The sequence below is a fragment of the Sinorhizobium sp. CCBAU 05631 genome (genome assembly GCF_002288505.1).
Lineage (GTDB): Bacteria > Pseudomonadota > Alphaproteobacteria > Rhizobiales > Rhizobiaceae > Sinorhizobium > Sinorhizobium fredii_C.
The window spans coordinates 589,048-605,613 of sequence record NZ_CP023063.1 but is presented as its reverse complement, the minus strand read 5'-3'; the positions used below and the strand labels follow the sequence as shown (position 1 = coordinate 605,613).

Genomic DNA, 16,566 nt, shown 5'->3' with positions numbered 1-16,566 from the left:
CACCGGCTTCGCGAGACGCCGCTGAACCCGCCCCGCAGCACTTTGCCGAAGCTTTACGCCACCTCTGTTAAGCCTTGCTGAATCGGCCGGCGCTGCCATTGAAAGTCGGGGCAAACCTTAAAAAGGGGCTGCGCTTATTGATTTTCGGCCTTAATGTTACGACAAATCCACGTCGGCCACGTCCTGACACTTCGCGCGCCAGAAGCCACGCGGTTCAAGGGGGAATCATGAAGAACTTGCAATTTGCCTTGACGGCGATCGTTGCATTCGTCGCTGCCACCGGATCGGCTTTCGCGGGTAGCGCGTCCCTCGTCATCGACGCCCGCAGCGGCAGGGTTCTTTCCGCCGAAAATGCGGATGAGTTGAACTATCCGGCATCGCTGACGAAGATGATGACGCTGTACATGACCTTCGAGGCATTGCATCGGGGGGAGATCGGTTGGCAGACCCCGGTACCGATGTCGAAGGAAGCGGCGCGCAAGCCGCCGACCAAGCTTGGCCTCAAGCCCGGCGACGCCATCACCGTCGAGCAGGCCGTCTACGGCATGATCGTCCATTCCGCCAATGATGCCGCTGCGGCGATGGCGGAGAAACTCGGCGGCTCCGAAGCCGCCTTTGCCCAGATGATGACGGCGAAGGCGCGCCGGCTCGGCATGACGCGCACCGTCTTCGTCAACGCATCCGGCCTGCCTGCGAGCCAGCAGGTGACGACGGCGCGCGACATGGCAAGACTCGGCATGGCGCTGATCCGGGACTTTCCGCAGGAGTATCGGCTCTTCTCGGCGCAGAGCTTCAATTTCCGCGGCCGGGTGATCCGGGGCCACAACAGGCTGATGTATCGTTACGACGGCATGGACGGAATCAAGACCGGCTATACCAACGCTTCCGGATTCAATCTGGTCAGCGCCGTCAGAGACGGCAACCGCCGTGTCATCGGCGTCGTGCTCGGCGGACGCACGGCGAAAAGCCGCGACAACAAGATGGCGGCGCTGCTCGATCAACACCTGGGCAGGGCGTCCCAGTCTGGCAGCGGATCGGCGATGGCCGCGGCTAAGCCGCTCGACACGGTCGAGGTCGCGACCTTGCCCGGCGTGTCTCTCTATTCCGAACCCACTCGGGCCGGAAAGAAAGCGAGCGCAGCTCTCATGGCGGCCTCGCCCGCAGCTGTGGTTCCGGCTGATCGGCCAACCGAAATCGAGGTGGTCGCGCGCAGCGAGGCGAAGGCGGCTGCCTACTGGCAGATCCAGATTTCGACGTCACCCACGGCAGAAGCCGCGCGCAGAATTCTCGTCGAGGCACAGTCGGCCGGCGGTGCGGCCCTGCTCGGCGCCTCGCCGCATACGGATGTGGACGGCAGCGGCTCCGGGAAGCGCTACCGCTCCCGCTTCATCGGCTTCCCCAGCCGGGAGGCGGCCGACTCGGCCTGCACCATCCTCAAGAAACGGTCCTACGACTGCCTGCTGCTTCCCGGCCGCAGCTAAGATCGGGACGCGTTTTCCAGGCGATGCGCACAGCCATCGGCAGCGCTCGAGGGCTGCAAAAGCAGCCCCGCCGCAAGGGAACGGAAAGCCTCCACGGCTTTCGGCAGCACATCCGGTGGGTTGTCGCTTGCCGCGACCCAGAGAGCAGCATTGAGCGCGGCACCACTGAGAAGCCGGGCTGATGCTTCCGCGTCAAGCGGCTTGACGATGCCCCGCGCAATGAGGAGTTCCACAGCTCTTTTCGTTACTTGCAGGCAACTGTTCTGGCTGGGCCATTGCGAGGGATCACCCAACACCGCGGGTCCATCGAGAAGAACAATGCGTTGCACTTCTGGATCAAGCGCCATCTCTATATAGGCCGCGCCCTCGGCCAATAGTCTCAGCCAATCGTTGCCCTCGCGTGCGCCGATCTCCTGCGCGCGCGACGCCATCTCCGAGTCGATTTGCTCGACAACCGCCGCAAGCAGCCCTCGCTTGTCCCCGAAGTTGTGGTAGAGCGCACCGCGCGTCAAACCTGCCTCGGCGGTCAAATCGTCCATCGATGCCGCGGAATATCCCTTTTCCGCGAAGGCCTTTCTTGCAGCCCCGATCAACTTGACCCGGTTCTCCTCCATCGTTTCGCTGCGTCGTTTCGCCATTTCAAACTCACAATTTCACATACGACTCGTACATAGACTTGACATACGGTGCGTATTTGGATATTTCACATACGTACCGTATACCAATGTGGCGCCGGCTTGTGAAGCATGAACCGCGCTCATCGGTTCTCTCTAGATCATCCCAAAGGAAATCAGAATGACCCAGCGCGAAGCAATCTTTCCTGCAGACAGGCACGCACTCTATGAGGAGCACGGCTATTCCGCCGCCATTCGATCCGGCGATCTCGTGTTCGTTTCCGGGCAGGTCGGCAGCCGTCCTGATGGAACTCCCGAACCCGACTTCAGGCGCCAGGTCCAACTGGCATTCGAAAATCTCAAGGCAACACTGAGCGCAGCGGGTTGCACGATGGATGATATCGTCGACGTGACGACCTTCCACACCGATCCCGAAAACCAGTTCGGAACCATCATGGAGGTCAAGCAACAGGTTTTCAGCAAGCCGCCGTACCCAAATTGGACTGCGCTCGGGGTGACCTGGCTCGCAGGCTTCGACTTCGAGATAAAGGTCATCGCCCGTATTCCCGCAAATACCTGACAGATATCCGCGCTCTTCTGTCGGGCCCTCAAAATCGGCGAACGTAGAATATCGTATCGACGCCCATCACCGGAAAGCTCGCCGGCAGATCTTGCCTGGCGATTTCGACAAAGCCGTTCCTTTCGTAGAACCGATGGGCGGCGAGGAACTTCTCGGTCGTGCCGAGATAGATCGCCGTTAACTGCCGCCGTTCGGCATGGGCGAGGAGGGTATCGAGCAGGCGAGTGGCGGTGCCGTATTCGCGCCCGCGAAATTCGGACGCGACGAACATCTTCCGCAGGGCCGCCTCGGCGCCTCCGATATCCTTGAGCGCAATCGTGCCGACGATCCGCTCGCCGACGGCTGCAACCCAGAAGTCTCCGTCGCCGCTCTGGTAGAATGCGGGAATTGCCCGAAGATCGGGCTGATCTTCGGCGGTGATGGCAATGCCGAATTCCTCGCGCCGGATCGGTAGGATGACGTCGATGACGCCCTGCTCGTCTGCCGCCAAAAAACGCCGGACTTCCAGAACATCTCCCGACTGATCCGCCATCTCGACTTGCCTATGCCTGAGTGCCGCCGACGGTGATCTGATCCATCCTGAGATGCGGCTGGCCGACGCCGACGGGCACCCATTGGCCCGCCTTGCCGCAGTTGCCGATACCGGTGTCGAGCTTCGTGTCGTTGCCGACCATTGTTACCCGCTTCATCGCATCCGGTCCATTACCGATCAGCATGGCGCCCTTGACCGGCGCGCCGACCTTGCCGTTCTCGATCAAATAGGCCTCGGTGCAGCCGAACACGAACTTGCCCGAGGTGATGTCCACCTGGCCGCCGCCGAAGGAAACGGCATAGATACCCTTCTTCACCGAGGCGATGATTTCAGCGGGCGTGCGATCGCCGGCAAGCATATAGGTGTTGGTCATGCGCGGCATCGGCACATGGGCGTAGCCCTGGCGGCGGCCGTTGCCGGTCGGTTTCATGCCCATCAGCCGGGCATTCTGCCGGTCCTGCATGTAGCCGACCAGCTTGCCGTCCTCGATCAGCACGTTGTAGCCGGAGGGCGTGCCCTCGTCGTCGATCGAGATCGAGCCGCGCCGCGCCTCGATCGTGCCGTCATCGACGACGGTGACGCCCTTGGCCGCCACCTGCTCGCCGAGCAGCCCGGCGAAGGCGGAGGTCTTCTTCCGGTTGAAATCGCCTTCCAGGCCGTGGCCGACCGCTTCGTGCAGCATCACGCCCGGCCAGCCGGAAGCGAGCACCACGTCCATAGTTCCTGCCGGCGCATCGATTGCCTCGAGGTTGACGAGCGCCTGCCGCAACGCCTCGTCGGCACCCTTTTTCCAGTTCTCTTCGGTGATGAAGTCGCCGAAGCCGCGCCTGCCGCCGATGCCGAAGCTACCGGATTCCTGCCTTTCGCCCTCGCCGACCACGACCGAGATGTTGATGCGGGTCATCGGCCGCACGTCGTGAACACGATGCCCGTCCGACCTCAAGATGTCCACCACTTGCCAGCTTGCGGCGACCGTCGCCGTCACCTGCCTGACCTTGGGGTCCTTGGCTCGCAGATAGGCGTCGATGTCCTGGAGCAGGCTCACCTTCGTCTCGAAACTCGGTTCGCCGATCGGATTTTCATCGCCATAGAGCTTCTTGTTGGTGCGCTGCGGGGCAGCGGCGTAGGAGCCGGAATAGCCGCGGGTCACCTGCCCGACCGCGTCCGCGGCCCTTTTCAACGCGGCAAGCGACAATTCCCCGGCATGGGCGTAACCGACCGCTTCGCCGGCGACGGCGCGCAGGCCGAAACCCTGGTCGGTGTTGAAGCTGCCACCCTTCAGGCGGCCATTGTCGAAGGAGAGCACCTCCGCCTGCGCATGCTCGAGGAAGAGTTCGCCGTCGTCGGCGCCGGCAAGCGTCTCGGAGAGAACCTTGCGGACCGCCGCCTCGTCCGCATCGAAGAGGCTTATGAGGTTGGTGTCCATCGTTCTGCTCCGCGTCGTGAAGGGTTCCTTCCATTTAGGAAGCCCGGCGCCGCAAGCCAAGAAAAATCGGTCAGGAGAGATCGGCGTTCCAGCCTTCCAGCAGATTGACCTCTGCCACGCCAGTGAAACGGGCGATCCGGTCGAGTTCGGCCATCAGCTTGTCAATGCGGCCCGACGCCGGCTTGACGCCTTGTTCGAGCCACAGGCGCTTGACGTCGAGGCTGCCGCGCTTGCGGTCGGCCTTCATGTCGATCCGGCCGATCAGCCGATCGCCTTCGAGAAGCGGAAAGACATAATAGCCATATTCGCGCTTCGCCTCGGGAACGAAGACTTCGATGCGGTAGAAGAAGCCGAAAAGTCGCTCGGTGCGGTTCCGGTCGCGCAGCAAGGGGTCGAAGGGGCTCAACACGCGAATGCGCGCCGGCGGATCGGGCACATCGGCGAGATTGTCCGGAAAGCCGGCAAAGGCATAGGACAGCCGCGGCTTGCCGCCATTGGCAGGCTCGATGACGATTTCGTCAAGCTCGCCGCGATGCTCGGCGACCCAGGCCTTCGCTTCCTCGGGCGAGACGAGATCCCAAAAGGCGGCAATCTCCCCGTGCGTGGCAAAACCGAGGCGTTCGAGGGCGCTGCGGCAGGCCCAGTCGACGAACTCCGGATGGCTCACATCGCCGTCGTAGTGATGCGCCGGGATCACCCGCTCGGTGAGATCATAGACCTTCTGGAAATTGACGCGGCGGGCGATCGCCAGCCGGCCCTGGCGCCAGAGCACCTCGAGCGCTGTCTTCGACGGGTGCCAGTTCCACCAGCCGCCCGATTCGTGATGATCCTCCTTCAGCTCGCGCGCCATGACGGCGCCGCCGCTGGCGATCCGCTCATAGGTTTCGTCGCAACCCGCATCGAAGCCGTCGCCGCGCCATTTGCGCCAACGCTCGCTGAGCGTTTCGCTCTCCCATTTGAAGCGATGCTTCCAATAGACAAAGAAGGCGCTCGGAATGATCGAAGCATCATGAGTCCAGTGCTCAAAGAGCTCGCCATCCTCTTCCAGCAATTCGCTCAGATGCTCGCGGCGATAGGTCTGGTTGCGTGAAAACAGGATCTGATGATGGGCGCGCTCGACGGTGCCGATGCTATCAACCTGCACGAAGCCGATATCGCGGATCAGCCGCAGGAGACCGTCCTTGCCGAGCGCGCGATGCGGCGCGGCAGAGAGGCGCTGCTTGAAAAGGAAGATGCGCCGGGCATCGCGGTTGGAGAGGCGAATCGTCATGGGCAAGAGGATAGGCTTTTATTCCCATAATTCAAATACAGTTCCACCATAAAGCAATCGGGCAAAGGCTGCATTGCCCTTGCCGATCGAGTTGCCCTATACAGCGCCGCACGTCTTTTCAGACGCGCAAAGGACGCTGTAACACTTTAAACCTACGCATCGTGCTTCCCGAAAAATCGATGCCGATTTTCGGGCGATGCGCTAGAGCCACCACGACAACTGGACGAGGATCAAGATTGGACATCCGCTTCACCGATTGCTCGGTCCGGTTCGGCGAGCGGGTAGCGCTTCACCCGCTGACGCTTGCCCTCGACGAACGGCGGATCGGCATCATCGGCCTCAACGGTTCCGGCAAGACGACCTTCGCGCGACTGATCAACGGGCTCGTCAAGCCGACGACGGGTCACGTTTTGGTCAATGGCCTCGATACGGTGAAGGATGACAGGGACGTGCTTGCCGAGGCGGGCTTCATTTTCCAGAACCCACAGCACCAGCTGATCATGCCGATCGTTTCGGACGACATCGCCTTCGGACTCAAGAATCGCGGACTGCCAACGCACGAGATTTCCTCGCGAACGGAGGCGGTGCTGGCCCGTTTCGGCGTCAGCCATCTTGCGAGACGGCGCGTGCATGAGCTTTCGGGCGGGGAAACGCAGCTTGTCGCCATGGCGAGCGTCGTCGTCACCGGACCGAAAATCCTGATCCTTGACGAGCCGACCAACCAGCTCGACCTGCGCAACCGCCGCATGGTCGCGGCAACGATCGATGCGCTCGACGAGGACACGATCGTCATCACCCATGATCTCGGGCTTGTCGAAGGGGTCGAGCGCCTGCTGCTCTTTCACGAAGGTCGCCTCGTTGCCGACGGAACCCCCGAGGAGACAATCGGGCGCTATCACGAGGTGGCCGGATGCTGACGAGCCTCTATGTGGAAGGACAGAGCTGGTTCCACCGGGTGCCGGTGCGCCTGAAGCTCGCCGCTCTCATCGTCCTGAGCGTGGCTCTTTTTGCGACGAACGCGCCGCTCCTGCTGCTGCCGGCCTTTCTCCTCTGCGGTGCGCTCTATCTTTCCCTCGGCATGTCGGCGCGCCAGGCCTTTTCGCGGGTCGGCTTCGTCCTGTTCACCATCCTCGTGCTGGCGGGGATCAACCTCTTCCTCGTTCCACTCCCCCAGGTGATCGCACTCATATTGCGGCTGACGACCCTCGTGCTCTTCGCCGCCGCCGTTACGGCGACGACGACAATCGGCGCCTTCATGGATGAAATCACCATCCTCCTGAAGCCGCTGGAGCGCGTCGGGCTCCTGCGGGCGGCCGATGTCAGCCTGGCGCTTGGCCTCGTGCTACGCTTCGTCCCGGATATCCTCGCCAGATATCAGGCAATCAGCGAGGCGCACCGTGCACGAGGACTGCCGATCCGGCCGATGACGATCATCGGCCCGCTGATCATCCTGACGCTGAAAGATGCGGATACGATCGCGGCGGCCATTGACGCGCGCGGATTCCGCCGCCAATAAATTCGCGCCTTCTAATAAAGGATAGGACCACATGAACACCAGAGACCTCGTCCTCATCGCGCTCTTCGCCGCAATCGTCGTCGTGCTCGGCCTCATCCCGCCGATCACGCTCGGCTTCATCCCCGTTCCGATTACGGCGCAATCGATGGGCGTCATGCTCGCCGGCTGCATCATCGGCGCCAAGCGCGGCGCGCTTTCCTTCCTGCTGTTCATCCTGCTGGTCGCGATCGGCCTCCCGGTGCTGTCGGGCGGTCGCGGCGGACTTGCCGTCTTCGCCGGCCCCTCGGGCGGTTTCATTCTTGGGTGGGCGGTTGCCGCTTATGTCACCGGTCTCATTGCCGAACGCTTCGTGCATCCGGGAAATTCGGAAGCGCGTCAGTTCGTCGGATTCTTCCTCGCCTCCTTGATCGGCGGCATCGTCGTCCTCTATGCGATCGGCGTTCCGTGGCTCTCGGCAGTCACCGGCACGCCGCTGATGACCGCCGCGACCGGTTCGCTGGTGTTCATTCCGGGCGATCTCCTCAAGGTGGCGATCGCCACGCTCGCGGCCCGCGCCGTCTACGCCGGCTATCCGCTGCTGCCGGCCCGCGCCTGACGCAATGCCGCTTGCAGGCGCCATAGCGCGACATGCGGGCGAGCGCCCGCACGCCCGGGCCTTCCACATGGAGGGCGGGGTTTTCACCTATGGCGAGCTTGCCGCGGATGCGTACTGGATTCTCCACGCGATCGAACAAGCGGCCCTGCAGGCGACGGAGCAAAGTGTCCTTTCCGGCCGCGTCCGGCTGATTGCCCTTGAAACCGGCAATCACCCGCTCTTTGCCGCAGCCTTCATCGCCGCGACATCGGGCGGCAATTGTGCCGCGCTCATCGATCCGCACCTCCCCGACTCGACCCGCCAGCGAATGAAGGAAAAGCTGAAACCGGAGATCGTCATCCGCGCCGCCGGCGATCTCCTGCATCTGGAGGTTCCGTCAGCGGGACAAACGCATTCGCTCGATACGTTCGACGGCTCCTCCCCGATCCGCGTCGGCGACGAGGCGGAACCGTTCCTCGTGGTCTTCACTTCGGGTACCACCGGGGAACCGAAAGCGATCATCCGCGACCGCCGATCCTGGCGCCTCAGCCTCGAAATTGGCCAGGATTTCTTCGGCCTAAGGCCGGAAACGACGACCTATGCCCCCGGACCGTTGGCGCACGGGCTGGCCCTTTATGCCCTCGTCGAAAGCCTTGCGGCCGGAGCCGAATTCATCGGCGCCCGCCACTTCGAGGCGCGCCAGGCACTCGACATCATCGGCGCCGCCAGGGCGAAACGCCTGGTGCTGGTGCCGACAATGCTGCGGCGGCTTTGCGATGAGGCGGAAGGTGCTCATTTGCGCTGCGTCGAAAAGATCACCGTCGCCGGTGCCAAGCTGACGCCGGCGGACCGCAGCGCTGCAGCGCGCACCTTCCCCGCGGCAGAGGTGATCGAATATTTCGGCGCGTCGGAACTCGGCTTCATCACAGTTGCCGGCGCGGACGAGCATCACGCAGCGACTGCCGTGGGCAAGGCATTTCCGGGCGTCCGGCTGGCCATCCTGGACGATCGCGGAAATCGCCTGCCGCCGGGGGAAGCCGGGACGATCTTCGTCGACAGCGCACTGATATCAGATGGCTACATAGCCGGCGGCGACAATGTCGGATTTCGACGCCATGGGCGGCTCGCCACCGTCGGCGACCTCGGATCTCTCGACGAGGACGGCACCTTGCATCTCATCGGCCGCGCCGGCGGCATGGTGCTTTCCGGCGGCAACAATATCTATCCCTCGGAAGTCGAGAGCGCGATCATGGCTGCGGCCAGCGTCCAGTCGGTGCTGGCCTTCGGCCTGGATCATCCGGATCTCGGCAGCGAGCTTGTCGCGGTCGTCCAGCCGAGCGATGATAGGTTCGAGCGTGAAGCGCTGGAGCGTCATCTTGCTGATGCCCTGCCGCGCTATAAGCATCCACGCAAGGTCTGGCTGTGCCGGGAAATGCCGATGACCGCCTCCGGCAAGATCGCGGCCGGACAATTGCGGCAATGGATCGCGGAGGAGAACGGTGCCCTTGAACGCCTCTTCTGATCCCACCCGCACACCGGTCGTCATCGCGGCGCTACGCACGCCGATCGGTCGCGTCAACGGCAGTCTCGCCGCGATCGAGCCCGCAAACCTTGCCGCCCTGCTGATCGATCGCATCGTCTCGGACGTTGGTATCAATCGGAACGAGATCGACGACGTGCTTGTCGGCAATGCCGCAAACAGCGCCGGCAATCTCGCGCGTCTCGCCGCACTCGAGGCCGGCCTGCCCGTTTCCATCCCCGGCGTCACCATCGACCGCCAATGCGGCTCCGGGCTCGAGGCGATCGTCCTGGCGGCGCGGCAGATCCAGGCCGGCGCCGGGCAATATTATCTTGCCGGAGGCACCGAAAGCGCCAGCCGCGCCCATATCCGACTTCGCCCGCCGCTGGCGCGTGGCGAGGAACTGCAGCCGGTGAAGCGCGCGCGGATGGCGCCCGATGCCATCGGCGACCCGGATATGGGCGTTGCGGCGGAGAACGTCGCCGCGGCCTGCGGGATTTCGCGCGAGCGCCAGGACCAGTTTGCGCTCGAAAGTCATTGCCGTGCCGTGGCTGCCCAGACTGCGGGCCGCTTCGGTCGCGAGATCGTGCCCGTCGAGACGCCGGCCGGCCTCGTTGCCAGCGACGAGTGCCCCCGCGCCAACGCCTCGGCCGAGACGCTCGCCCGGCTGAAGCCCGTCTTCGTCAGGGACGGCACCGTCACCGCCGGCAATGCCTGTCCGATCAATGACGGCGCGGCGATCGTTCTGATGACGTCGCTCGCCGAGGCTAGGCGGCTTGGCGTGTCCTTTGCCCTCGAATTCATCGCCGCGGCGACGGCGGGCGTCGACCCCAACCTCCTGGGCCTCGGCCCGGTGCCGGCAATGGCGAGGCTTCGTGCCCGCAATCCGGCGCTCGACGTCGCCAAGGTCGACTTCATCGAGTTCAACGAGGCTTTTGCCTCTCAGGTTCTCGGAAGTCTCTATCCCCTCGGCATTTCGCCGGAGCGCGTCAATCGCGATGGCGGTGCGATCGCGCTCGGCCATCCCTATGGCGCCTCCGGCGCGATTCTCGTCGTCAGGCTGTTTTCCCAGATGCTCGCCGCAGCGAGCGACAGCGAGGGTCTGGCAATGATGGGGGTCGGCGGCGGCATGGGCGTCGTCGCCCATTTTCGCTCGCTGAGACCGGGTCACACCGCATAGCCGGCGAGCCAGTCGCGCGTCGCGGCCGGCAGCGGCACCGGCTGATGCCGAGTCGGATCGACGGCGACCCACACGATTTCCACCTCCGCCGCCAGATGGGCGCCAGCCTCGATGCGCACCGCAAAGCTCACCGAACTGCCGCCGATCTTCGCCACGGTGACGGTGAAGCGGGCCGGCTCATCGAAACGCAAGCCGCGATGAAAGAGGCAGGCAGAGCGGCGCACCAGATAGGCCGGCTCGTTCTTCGTCGGCGGGCGATGCCGCCAGAGATTGGCCAGTGCCGCCTCGGCATGCGCATAGTAGGCCGCATTGTGCATGTGGCCATGCATGTCTATATCGCGAAACGGAATACGGATTTCCGTGACATTTTCCCGCTCTGTGCCGTCCATGCGAGGCCCCTTACATGCGCTCCACTCTCGTTAGACAGTTTGGCGATCCCGAACAAGTCATCGAGATCGTCGACGCCGCCCGCGTCGAGCCGGGGTCCGGCGAGGTCGAGGTCGAGATCTCGCTTGCGGCGATCAACCCATCGGACCTGATCCCGGTGACCGGCGCCTATCGCGCCCGCACCGAACTGCCCTTCGTGCCCGGCTTCGAGGGCGTCGGCATCGTCCGTCGCGTCGGAACGGGCGTGCACCAGCTGAAACCCGGAGACCGGGTGGTTCCGATCGGCGCCAGCGGGCTGTGGCAGCAAATCCTCGTCCGCCCGGCCGAATGGTGCTTTGCCGTGCCGGACGATGTGAGCGACACGCAAGCGGCAATGAGCTACGTCAACCCCTTGACGGCGCTGCGGCTCGTCGAGGCGCTGCGCCTGCATTTCGGCTCTCTCCAGGGCCGCAGCGTCGGCGTGACGGCCGCGGGTTCGGCGATCGGCGGCATGCTGATGAAGTTGCTGACGTTGGAAGGCGTTGTGCCAACAGCGGTCCTTCGCAGCGACAAGAGCCGCACCTGTGTCGGCGAGGGATATTCGATTGTCGTGACCGACGGCAGCGACCTTCCGGCAGGGGCAAGGTTTGACGCGGTGCTCGATGCGGTTGGCGGGACGTTGGCCGCCGAGCTGATCAGCCGGACCATCCATCGAGGCGGGGCCTTCATCCAGTATGGCGCGCTCAGCGGCATTCCGGTCCCGCAGGCAGCGATCGCCGGCCGCCCCGACGTTCGCTTCGCCTTCCTCTGGCTGCGAACCTGGGTCCACTCCGCCGGGCGCGACGCCCTCGAGGCAGCCTTTGCCCGAAGCTTTGCGGGCCTTCGCGACGGGCTGTTCGCGAGCCCGGTCGCCGCAACCTATCCGTTGAGCCGGCTTCGCGAAGCCTTGGCACACCAGTCCGATCCGCTCCGCAACGGCAAGATCCTGCTCGATCCGCGCTGTTGAAAATCGGACTTTTGCTGTCGCGGCCATGGATTTTGACAGGCACGCGCACTAGCTTTGCGCGGATGACCACGCATCTCTATGAAAATGCCCTCTTCCAGGAACACAAAGTTCCGGAGGGGCACCCGGAGCGACCGGATCGGCTGAGGGCGCTGAACCTCGCGCTGGAGCATCCGAATTTCGCGCCGCTCACGCGTATCGAGGCGTCGAAGGGCAGCGAGGACCTGGTGCTGCTTGCCCATTCCGAGGAGCACCTCAGGTCGATCACCCGGGCGATGCCGGACGAGGACATCAACCAGATCGAAGCCGATACCTATGCGAGCCCGTCAAGCTTCGTGGCGGCGCTGACCGGCATCGGCGGCGCCGTCGCCGCCATCGACGCGGTATTCGCCGGCGAGGCCGACAACGCCTTCGTCGCGGCCCGCCCGCCGGGCCACCATGCCGAGAAGAACAAGGCGATGGGCTTCTGCTTCTTCAACACGATCGCGATCGCCGCGCGCCATGCACAGAAGGCGCACGGCGTCGAGCGGGTCGCCATCGTCGACTGGGACGTGCACCATGGCAACGGCACGCAGGACATTTTCTGGAACGACCCGTCGGTGTTGTTCTGCTCTACCCACCAGATGCCGCTCTATCCGGGCACCGGCGCCAAGGAAGAAACCGGCGTCAAGCACAATATCGTCAATGCGCCGCTCTCCCCCAATAGCGGCAGCGAGCACTTCCGCGATGCGTTCCGAAGCCGCGTTCTTGCTGCTCTCGACAATTTCCGGCCGGACCTCGTCTTGATCTCCGCCGGTTTCGACGCGCACTACCGCGATCCTCTGGCGCAGATCAATCTTGTGGCGGAGGACTTCGACTGGGCGACCGGACGCCTCATGGAGGCCGCCGGCAGGAGCGCCGGCAACCGAGTGGTGAGCATGCTCGAGGGCGGCTATGACCTGCAGGGGCTCGCCGAATCGGCCGGCATGCACATACTGAGACTGATGAGAGGGTAATTGATGAACAACGACAATACGCAGGCGGACGTCTCCGCCCTCTCCTTCGAGCAGGCCGTCGAGGAGCTGGAGCGGATCGTCTCCGCGCTCGAACGCGGCGATGTGGCGCTCGACAAATCGATCGAAATCTATGAGCGCGGCGAGGCGCTGAAGAAGCATTGCGAGACGCTGCTGAAGGCGGCCGAGGACCGCATCGAGAAAATCCGCCTCGATCGCAACGGCAAGCCGCAAGCTGTGGAGCCGCTCGACGCGGAATAGCCATCGGCTTTCGTCCGAGAATTTGCCCCTCATCCGCCTACCGGCACCTTCTCCCCGCAGGCCGGGCGAAGGGACTTGTGGCGCCAACTCGGTCCCCTCTCCCCGTCAGAACGGAGGGGAAGGGTGAGGGGCCAGGCCTGTCGTCACCATTGTAGCTTGGGAAACACTTCGTTCGCCGACATCCGCTATCGAGCGAGAAGGATCGGCGCTAGTTTCAAGCTGAAACGCCACCAACCGGAGCAAGCGCCATGTCCTTTTTTCCCGGTCCCGATCCGCTCGCCGGCGACAAGCCGGCCTGCGACGCCATAGAACATCTGATCATCCCGCGCACCAGCGACATCGGCGGCCTAGAAGTGCGTCGGGCGCTTCCGACGGCGCGGCGGCGGCTCGTCGGCCCGTTCATCTTCTTCGACCGCATGGGACCGGCGCTGCTGCGGGCCGGCCAGGCGATCGACGTGCGTCCGCATCCGCATATCGGCCTGTCGACGGTCACCTATCTCTTCGACGGCGAGATCAAGCACCGCGACAGCCTCGGCACCGAAATGGTCATTCGCCCCGGCGACGTGAACCTGATGACTGCAGGGCGCGGCATTGTCCATTCGGAACGCTCGCCGGAAAACCAGCGCGGCCGTGAGCGCTCGCTTTCCGGTTTGCAGACCTGGCTGGCGCTGCCCGATGACAAGGAAGAAGTCGATCCAGTCTTCGCCCATACCGAGGAACACATGCTGCCGCATCTTGCCGACGGAGGCGTTCGCGCGCGCGTGGTCATCGGCAATTTCGAAGGGGCTGCTTCGCCCGTCTCGACCTTCACGCACACTATTTATGTGGATCTGTCGATCGAGGCCGGCCGCAGCGCTCCCTTTGCCGCCCAATGGGAGGAACGCGCCATCTATATTCTCTCGGGCGAAGCGATAATTGCGGGCGACCATTTCGCCGACAACCAGCTTCTCGTCTTCCGGCCCGGCGACGAGATCACCATCACGGCGGGGCCGTCCGGCTGTCACGTGATGCTCTTCGGCGGAGCTGCACTCGGCTCGCCACGGCATATCTGGTGGAACTTCGTGTCCTCATCGAAGGAGCGCATCGACAAGGCGAAGGAAGAATGGGCGAGCGGCCGCTTCGACATCGTGCCGGGCGACGAGGAGGAGTTCATTCCCCTGCCGGCAAGCTAATTTTTCGTCGAGCCCTTGGTTGGCGACGCAGGAATGCCTAATTTTTGCATTCAACGACGATTGCGTCTAAACAGCCGATAAGACGGAAATCACCAACAGTTCGCGCGTCGCCCGGCGGCGCGCACGAGGCACGCAGCGTGACACAACTGCCCACCAATCCGATGCCGGCGACCCCGCTGCTCGACAAGGTCAATGTCCCCGACGATCTGAAGAGGATCGACGACAAGGACCTGCCGCAGCTGGCGAGCGAACTGCGTGCGGAAATGATCGATGCGGTGTCGCGCACCGGCGGCCATCTCGGCGCCGGCCTCGGCGTCGTCGAACTGACGATCGCCATCCACAAGGTTTTCGACACGCCGCACGACCGGCTGATCTTCGACGTCGGCCACCAGTGCTACCCCCACAAGATCCTGACCGGGCGGCGCGACCGCATCCGCACGCTGCGTCAAGAAGGCGGTCTTTCCGGCTTCACCCGGCGCGCCGAGAGCGAATACGACCCGTTCGGCGCGGCGCATTCGTCGACCTCGATCTCCGCCGGCCTCGGCATGGCGGTCGCTGCCGATCTCGACGGCAAGAGCCGCAATGTCATCGCCGTCATCGGCGACGGCGCGCTGTCGGCCGGGATGGCCTATGAGGCGCTCAACAATGCCGGCGCGCTCGATGCCCGGCTGATCGTCATCCTCAACGACAACGACATGTCGATCGCCCCGCCGACCGGCGCCATGAGCGCCTATCTGGCACGGCTTGCCTCCGGTCGGACCTATATGGGCATCCGCGAGGTCGGCAAGAAGCTGACCGCCTATCTCGGCAAGACGGTCGACCGGGCGATCACCCGCGCCGTCGAGCATGCGCGCGGCTATGTCACCGGCGGCACCCTCTTCGAGGAGATGGGCTTCTACCATATCGGCCCGATCGACGGTCACTCCTTCGACCATCTGCTGCCGGTCTTGCGCAACGTCCGCGACAATGCGCGCGGACCGGTGCTGATTCATGTGGTAACGCAGAAGGGCAAGGGCTATCCGCCGGCCGAGGCCGCCGCCGACAAATATCATGGCGTCAACAAGTTCGACGTGATCACCGGCGCCCAGGCGAAGGCCAAGCCGAACGCGCCGGCCTACACGTCCGTCTTCGCCGATGCGCTGGTGCAGGAGGCTAGCCTCGACGACAAGATCGTGGCGATCACCGCCGCCATGCCGTCCGGCACCGGGCTCGACCGGTTTGCGGCCGTGCATCCGTCGCGCTGCTTCGACGTCGGCATCGCCGAGCAGCACGCGGTGACCTTCGCCGCCGGCCTTGCCGCGGAAGGATACAAGCCCTTTGCGGCGCTCTATTCGACCTTCCTGCAGCGCGCCTACGACCAAGTCGTGCACGACGTGGCGATCCAGGGCCTGCCGGTGCGCTTCCCGATCGACCGGGCCGGTTTCGTCGGCGCCGACGGGCCGACCCATGCCGGCTCCTTCGACACGACCTATCTCGCCTCGCTGCCGGGCTTCGTGGTGATGGCGGCCGCCGACGAGGCGGAACTGAAGCACATGGTACGCACCGCCGCGGGCTATGACGACGGCCCGATCTCGTTCCGCTATCCGCGCGGCGAAGGCGTCGGCGTCGAGCTTCCTGAACGGGGTGAGATTCTTCAGATCGGCAAGGGGCGGATCATCAAAGAGGGCACCAAGGTGGCGCTGCTTTCCTTCGGAACGCGGCTCGCGGACTGTCTGCTGGCGGCCGAGGACCTGGATGCCGCCGGCCTTTCGACAACGGTTGCCGATGCGCGCTTCGCCAAGCCGCTCGACCAGGAACTGATCCGCCAGCTTGCCCGTCACCACGAGGTACTGATCACCATCGAGGAAGGCGCCATCGGCGGCTTCGCCAGCCATGTGCTGCACTTCCTGGCGGAGGAAGGCCTGCTCGACGGCGGCCTCAAAGTCCGGCCGATGGTGCTGCCGGACATCTGGATGGAGCAGGCAAAGCCCGAATCCATGTATGCCCAGGCCGGCCTCGACCGGGCCGGCATCGTATCGACCGTTTTCAAGGCGCTCGGCCAGAAGCAGTCGGTGGATCTCGGCGCGGCCGGCTAGAAATC

The 16,566-nt window shown here is 64.1% G+C and carries 17 protein-coding genes; 12 read left to right on the top strand and 5 right to left on the bottom strand.

Annotated features, from left to right (window positions below; translation table 11 throughout):
- The first annotated feature begins 227 nt into the window (after positions 1-227).
- Positions 228-1,481: a D-alanyl-D-alanine carboxypeptidase family protein gene (locus tag SS05631_RS02835; protein ID WP_050988152.1), complete on the top strand. Its 1,254-nt coding sequence runs from the start codon at positions 228-230 to the stop codon at positions 1,479-1,481.
- Here the strand turns inward: SS05631_RS02835 and SS05631_RS02830 are convergent.
- Positions 1,478-2,119: a TetR/AcrR family transcriptional regulator gene (locus SS05631_RS02830; RefSeq protein WP_037413381.1), complete on the bottom strand. Its 642-nt coding sequence runs from the start codon at positions 2,117-2,119 to the stop codon at positions 1,478-1,480. The genes SS05631_RS02835 and SS05631_RS02830 overlap by 4 nt on opposite strands.
- A 157-nt stretch (positions 2,120-2,276) precedes the next feature.
- Between SS05631_RS02830 and SS05631_RS02825 the strand changes: the two genes are divergently transcribed.
- Complete coding sequence (locus SS05631_RS02825; protein WP_037413380.1) at positions 2,277-2,675, top strand: RidA family protein; 399 nt, start codon at positions 2,277-2,279, stop codon at positions 2,673-2,675.
- A gap of 28 nt (positions 2,676-2,703) precedes the next feature.
- On the opposite strand, the gene SS05631_RS02820 is transcribed toward SS05631_RS02825, so the two are convergent.
- The 3 genes from SS05631_RS02820 to SS05631_RS02810 form a co-directional block, all read right to left on the bottom strand.
- Positions 2,704-3,207, bottom strand: a complete 504-nt coding sequence (locus SS05631_RS02820) for a GNAT family N-acetyltransferase (RefSeq protein WP_037413379.1) — start codon at positions 3,205-3,207, stop codon at positions 2,704-2,706.
- A 10-nt stretch (positions 3,208-3,217) separates the two neighbouring features.
- Positions 3,218-4,633 carry a metalloprotease TldD gene (gene tldD / locus SS05631_RS02815; protein ID WP_037413378.1) on the bottom strand — a complete coding sequence of 472 codons (1,416 nt, stop codon included), beginning with the start codon at positions 4,631-4,633 and terminating at the stop codon, positions 3,218-3,220.
- 70 nt (positions 4,634-4,703) lie between these two features.
- Complete coding sequence (locus SS05631_RS02810; protein WP_095677920.1) at positions 4,704-5,903, bottom strand: winged helix-turn-helix domain-containing protein; 1,200 nt, start codon at positions 5,901-5,903, stop codon at positions 4,704-4,706.
- A gap of 236 nt (positions 5,904-6,139) precedes the next feature.
- On the opposite strand from SS05631_RS02810, the gene SS05631_RS02805 reads away from it, so the two are divergent.
- The 5 genes from SS05631_RS02805 to SS05631_RS02785 are packed head-to-tail and all read left to right on the top strand — an operon-like array spanning position 6,140 to position 10,692.
- Positions 6,140-6,820, top strand: coding sequence for an energy-coupling factor ABC transporter ATP-binding protein (locus tag SS05631_RS02805; RefSeq protein WP_037413363.1), 681 nt, complete (start codon positions 6,140-6,142; stop codon positions 6,818-6,820).
- Positions 6,814-7,419, top strand: coding sequence for an energy-coupling factor transporter transmembrane protein EcfT (locus SS05631_RS02800; RefSeq protein ID WP_037413362.1), 606 nt, complete (start codon positions 6,814-6,816; stop codon positions 7,417-7,419). Before SS05631_RS02805 ends, SS05631_RS02800 begins: the two co-directional genes overlap by 7 nt.
- A gap of 31 nt (positions 7,420-7,450) precedes the next feature.
- A complete protein-coding gene (locus SS05631_RS02795) occupies positions 7,451-8,014 on the top strand; it encodes a biotin transporter BioY (protein WP_037413361.1) in 564 nt (187 codons plus the stop codon).
- Positions 8,015-8,018: 4 nt separating this feature from the next.
- Entirely contained in the window at positions 8,019-9,515 is a 1,497-nt protein-coding gene (locus SS05631_RS02790; RefSeq protein WP_037413360.1) for a class I adenylate-forming enzyme family protein, read from the top strand.
- On the top strand, positions 9,499-10,692 hold the full coding sequence (locus tag SS05631_RS02785) for a thiolase family protein (RefSeq protein WP_037413359.1): 1,194 nt from the start codon (positions 9,499-9,501) through the stop codon (positions 10,690-10,692). The genes SS05631_RS02790 and SS05631_RS02785 overlap by 17 nt, the downstream gene beginning before the upstream one ends.
- Here SS05631_RS02785 and SS05631_RS02780 read toward each other — a convergent pair.
- Positions 10,680-11,081, bottom strand: coding sequence for a thioesterase family protein (locus tag SS05631_RS02780; protein ID WP_095677919.1), 402 nt, complete (start codon positions 11,079-11,081; stop codon positions 10,680-10,682). The two genes, SS05631_RS02785 and SS05631_RS02780, sit on opposite strands and share 13 nt — an antisense overlap.
- 14 nt (positions 11,082-11,095) lie before the next feature.
- Between SS05631_RS02780 and SS05631_RS02775 the strand changes: the two genes are divergently transcribed.
- From SS05631_RS02775 to dxs, 5 genes are all read left to right on the top strand, one after another.
- Positions 11,096-12,064, top strand: a complete 969-nt coding sequence (locus tag SS05631_RS02775; protein ID WP_037413357.1) for a zinc-dependent alcohol dehydrogenase family protein — start codon at positions 11,096-11,098, stop codon at positions 12,062-12,064.
- Positions 12,065-12,126: 62 nt separating this feature from the next.
- Positions 12,127-13,056, top strand: coding sequence for a histone deacetylase family protein (locus SS05631_RS02770; protein ID WP_037413356.1), 930 nt, complete (start codon positions 12,127-12,129; stop codon positions 13,054-13,056).
- A gap of 3 nt (positions 13,057-13,059) precedes the next feature.
- Complete coding sequence (locus SS05631_RS02765) at positions 13,060-13,314, top strand: exodeoxyribonuclease VII small subunit (protein WP_037413353.1); 255 nt, start codon at positions 13,060-13,062, stop codon at positions 13,312-13,314.
- A 248-nt stretch (positions 13,315-13,562) separates the two neighbouring features.
- Positions 13,563-14,486, top strand: coding sequence for a pirin family protein (locus SS05631_RS02760; protein ID WP_037413351.1), 924 nt, complete (start codon positions 13,563-13,565; stop codon positions 14,484-14,486).
- A gap of 137 nt (positions 14,487-14,623) precedes the next feature.
- Positions 14,624-16,561 carry a 1-deoxy-D-xylulose-5-phosphate synthase gene (gene dxs, locus SS05631_RS02755; RefSeq protein ID WP_083853830.1) on the top strand — a complete coding sequence of 646 codons (1,938 nt, stop codon included), beginning with the start codon at positions 14,624-14,626 and terminating at the stop codon, positions 16,559-16,561.
- Positions 16,562-16,566 lie beyond the last annotated feature (5 nt).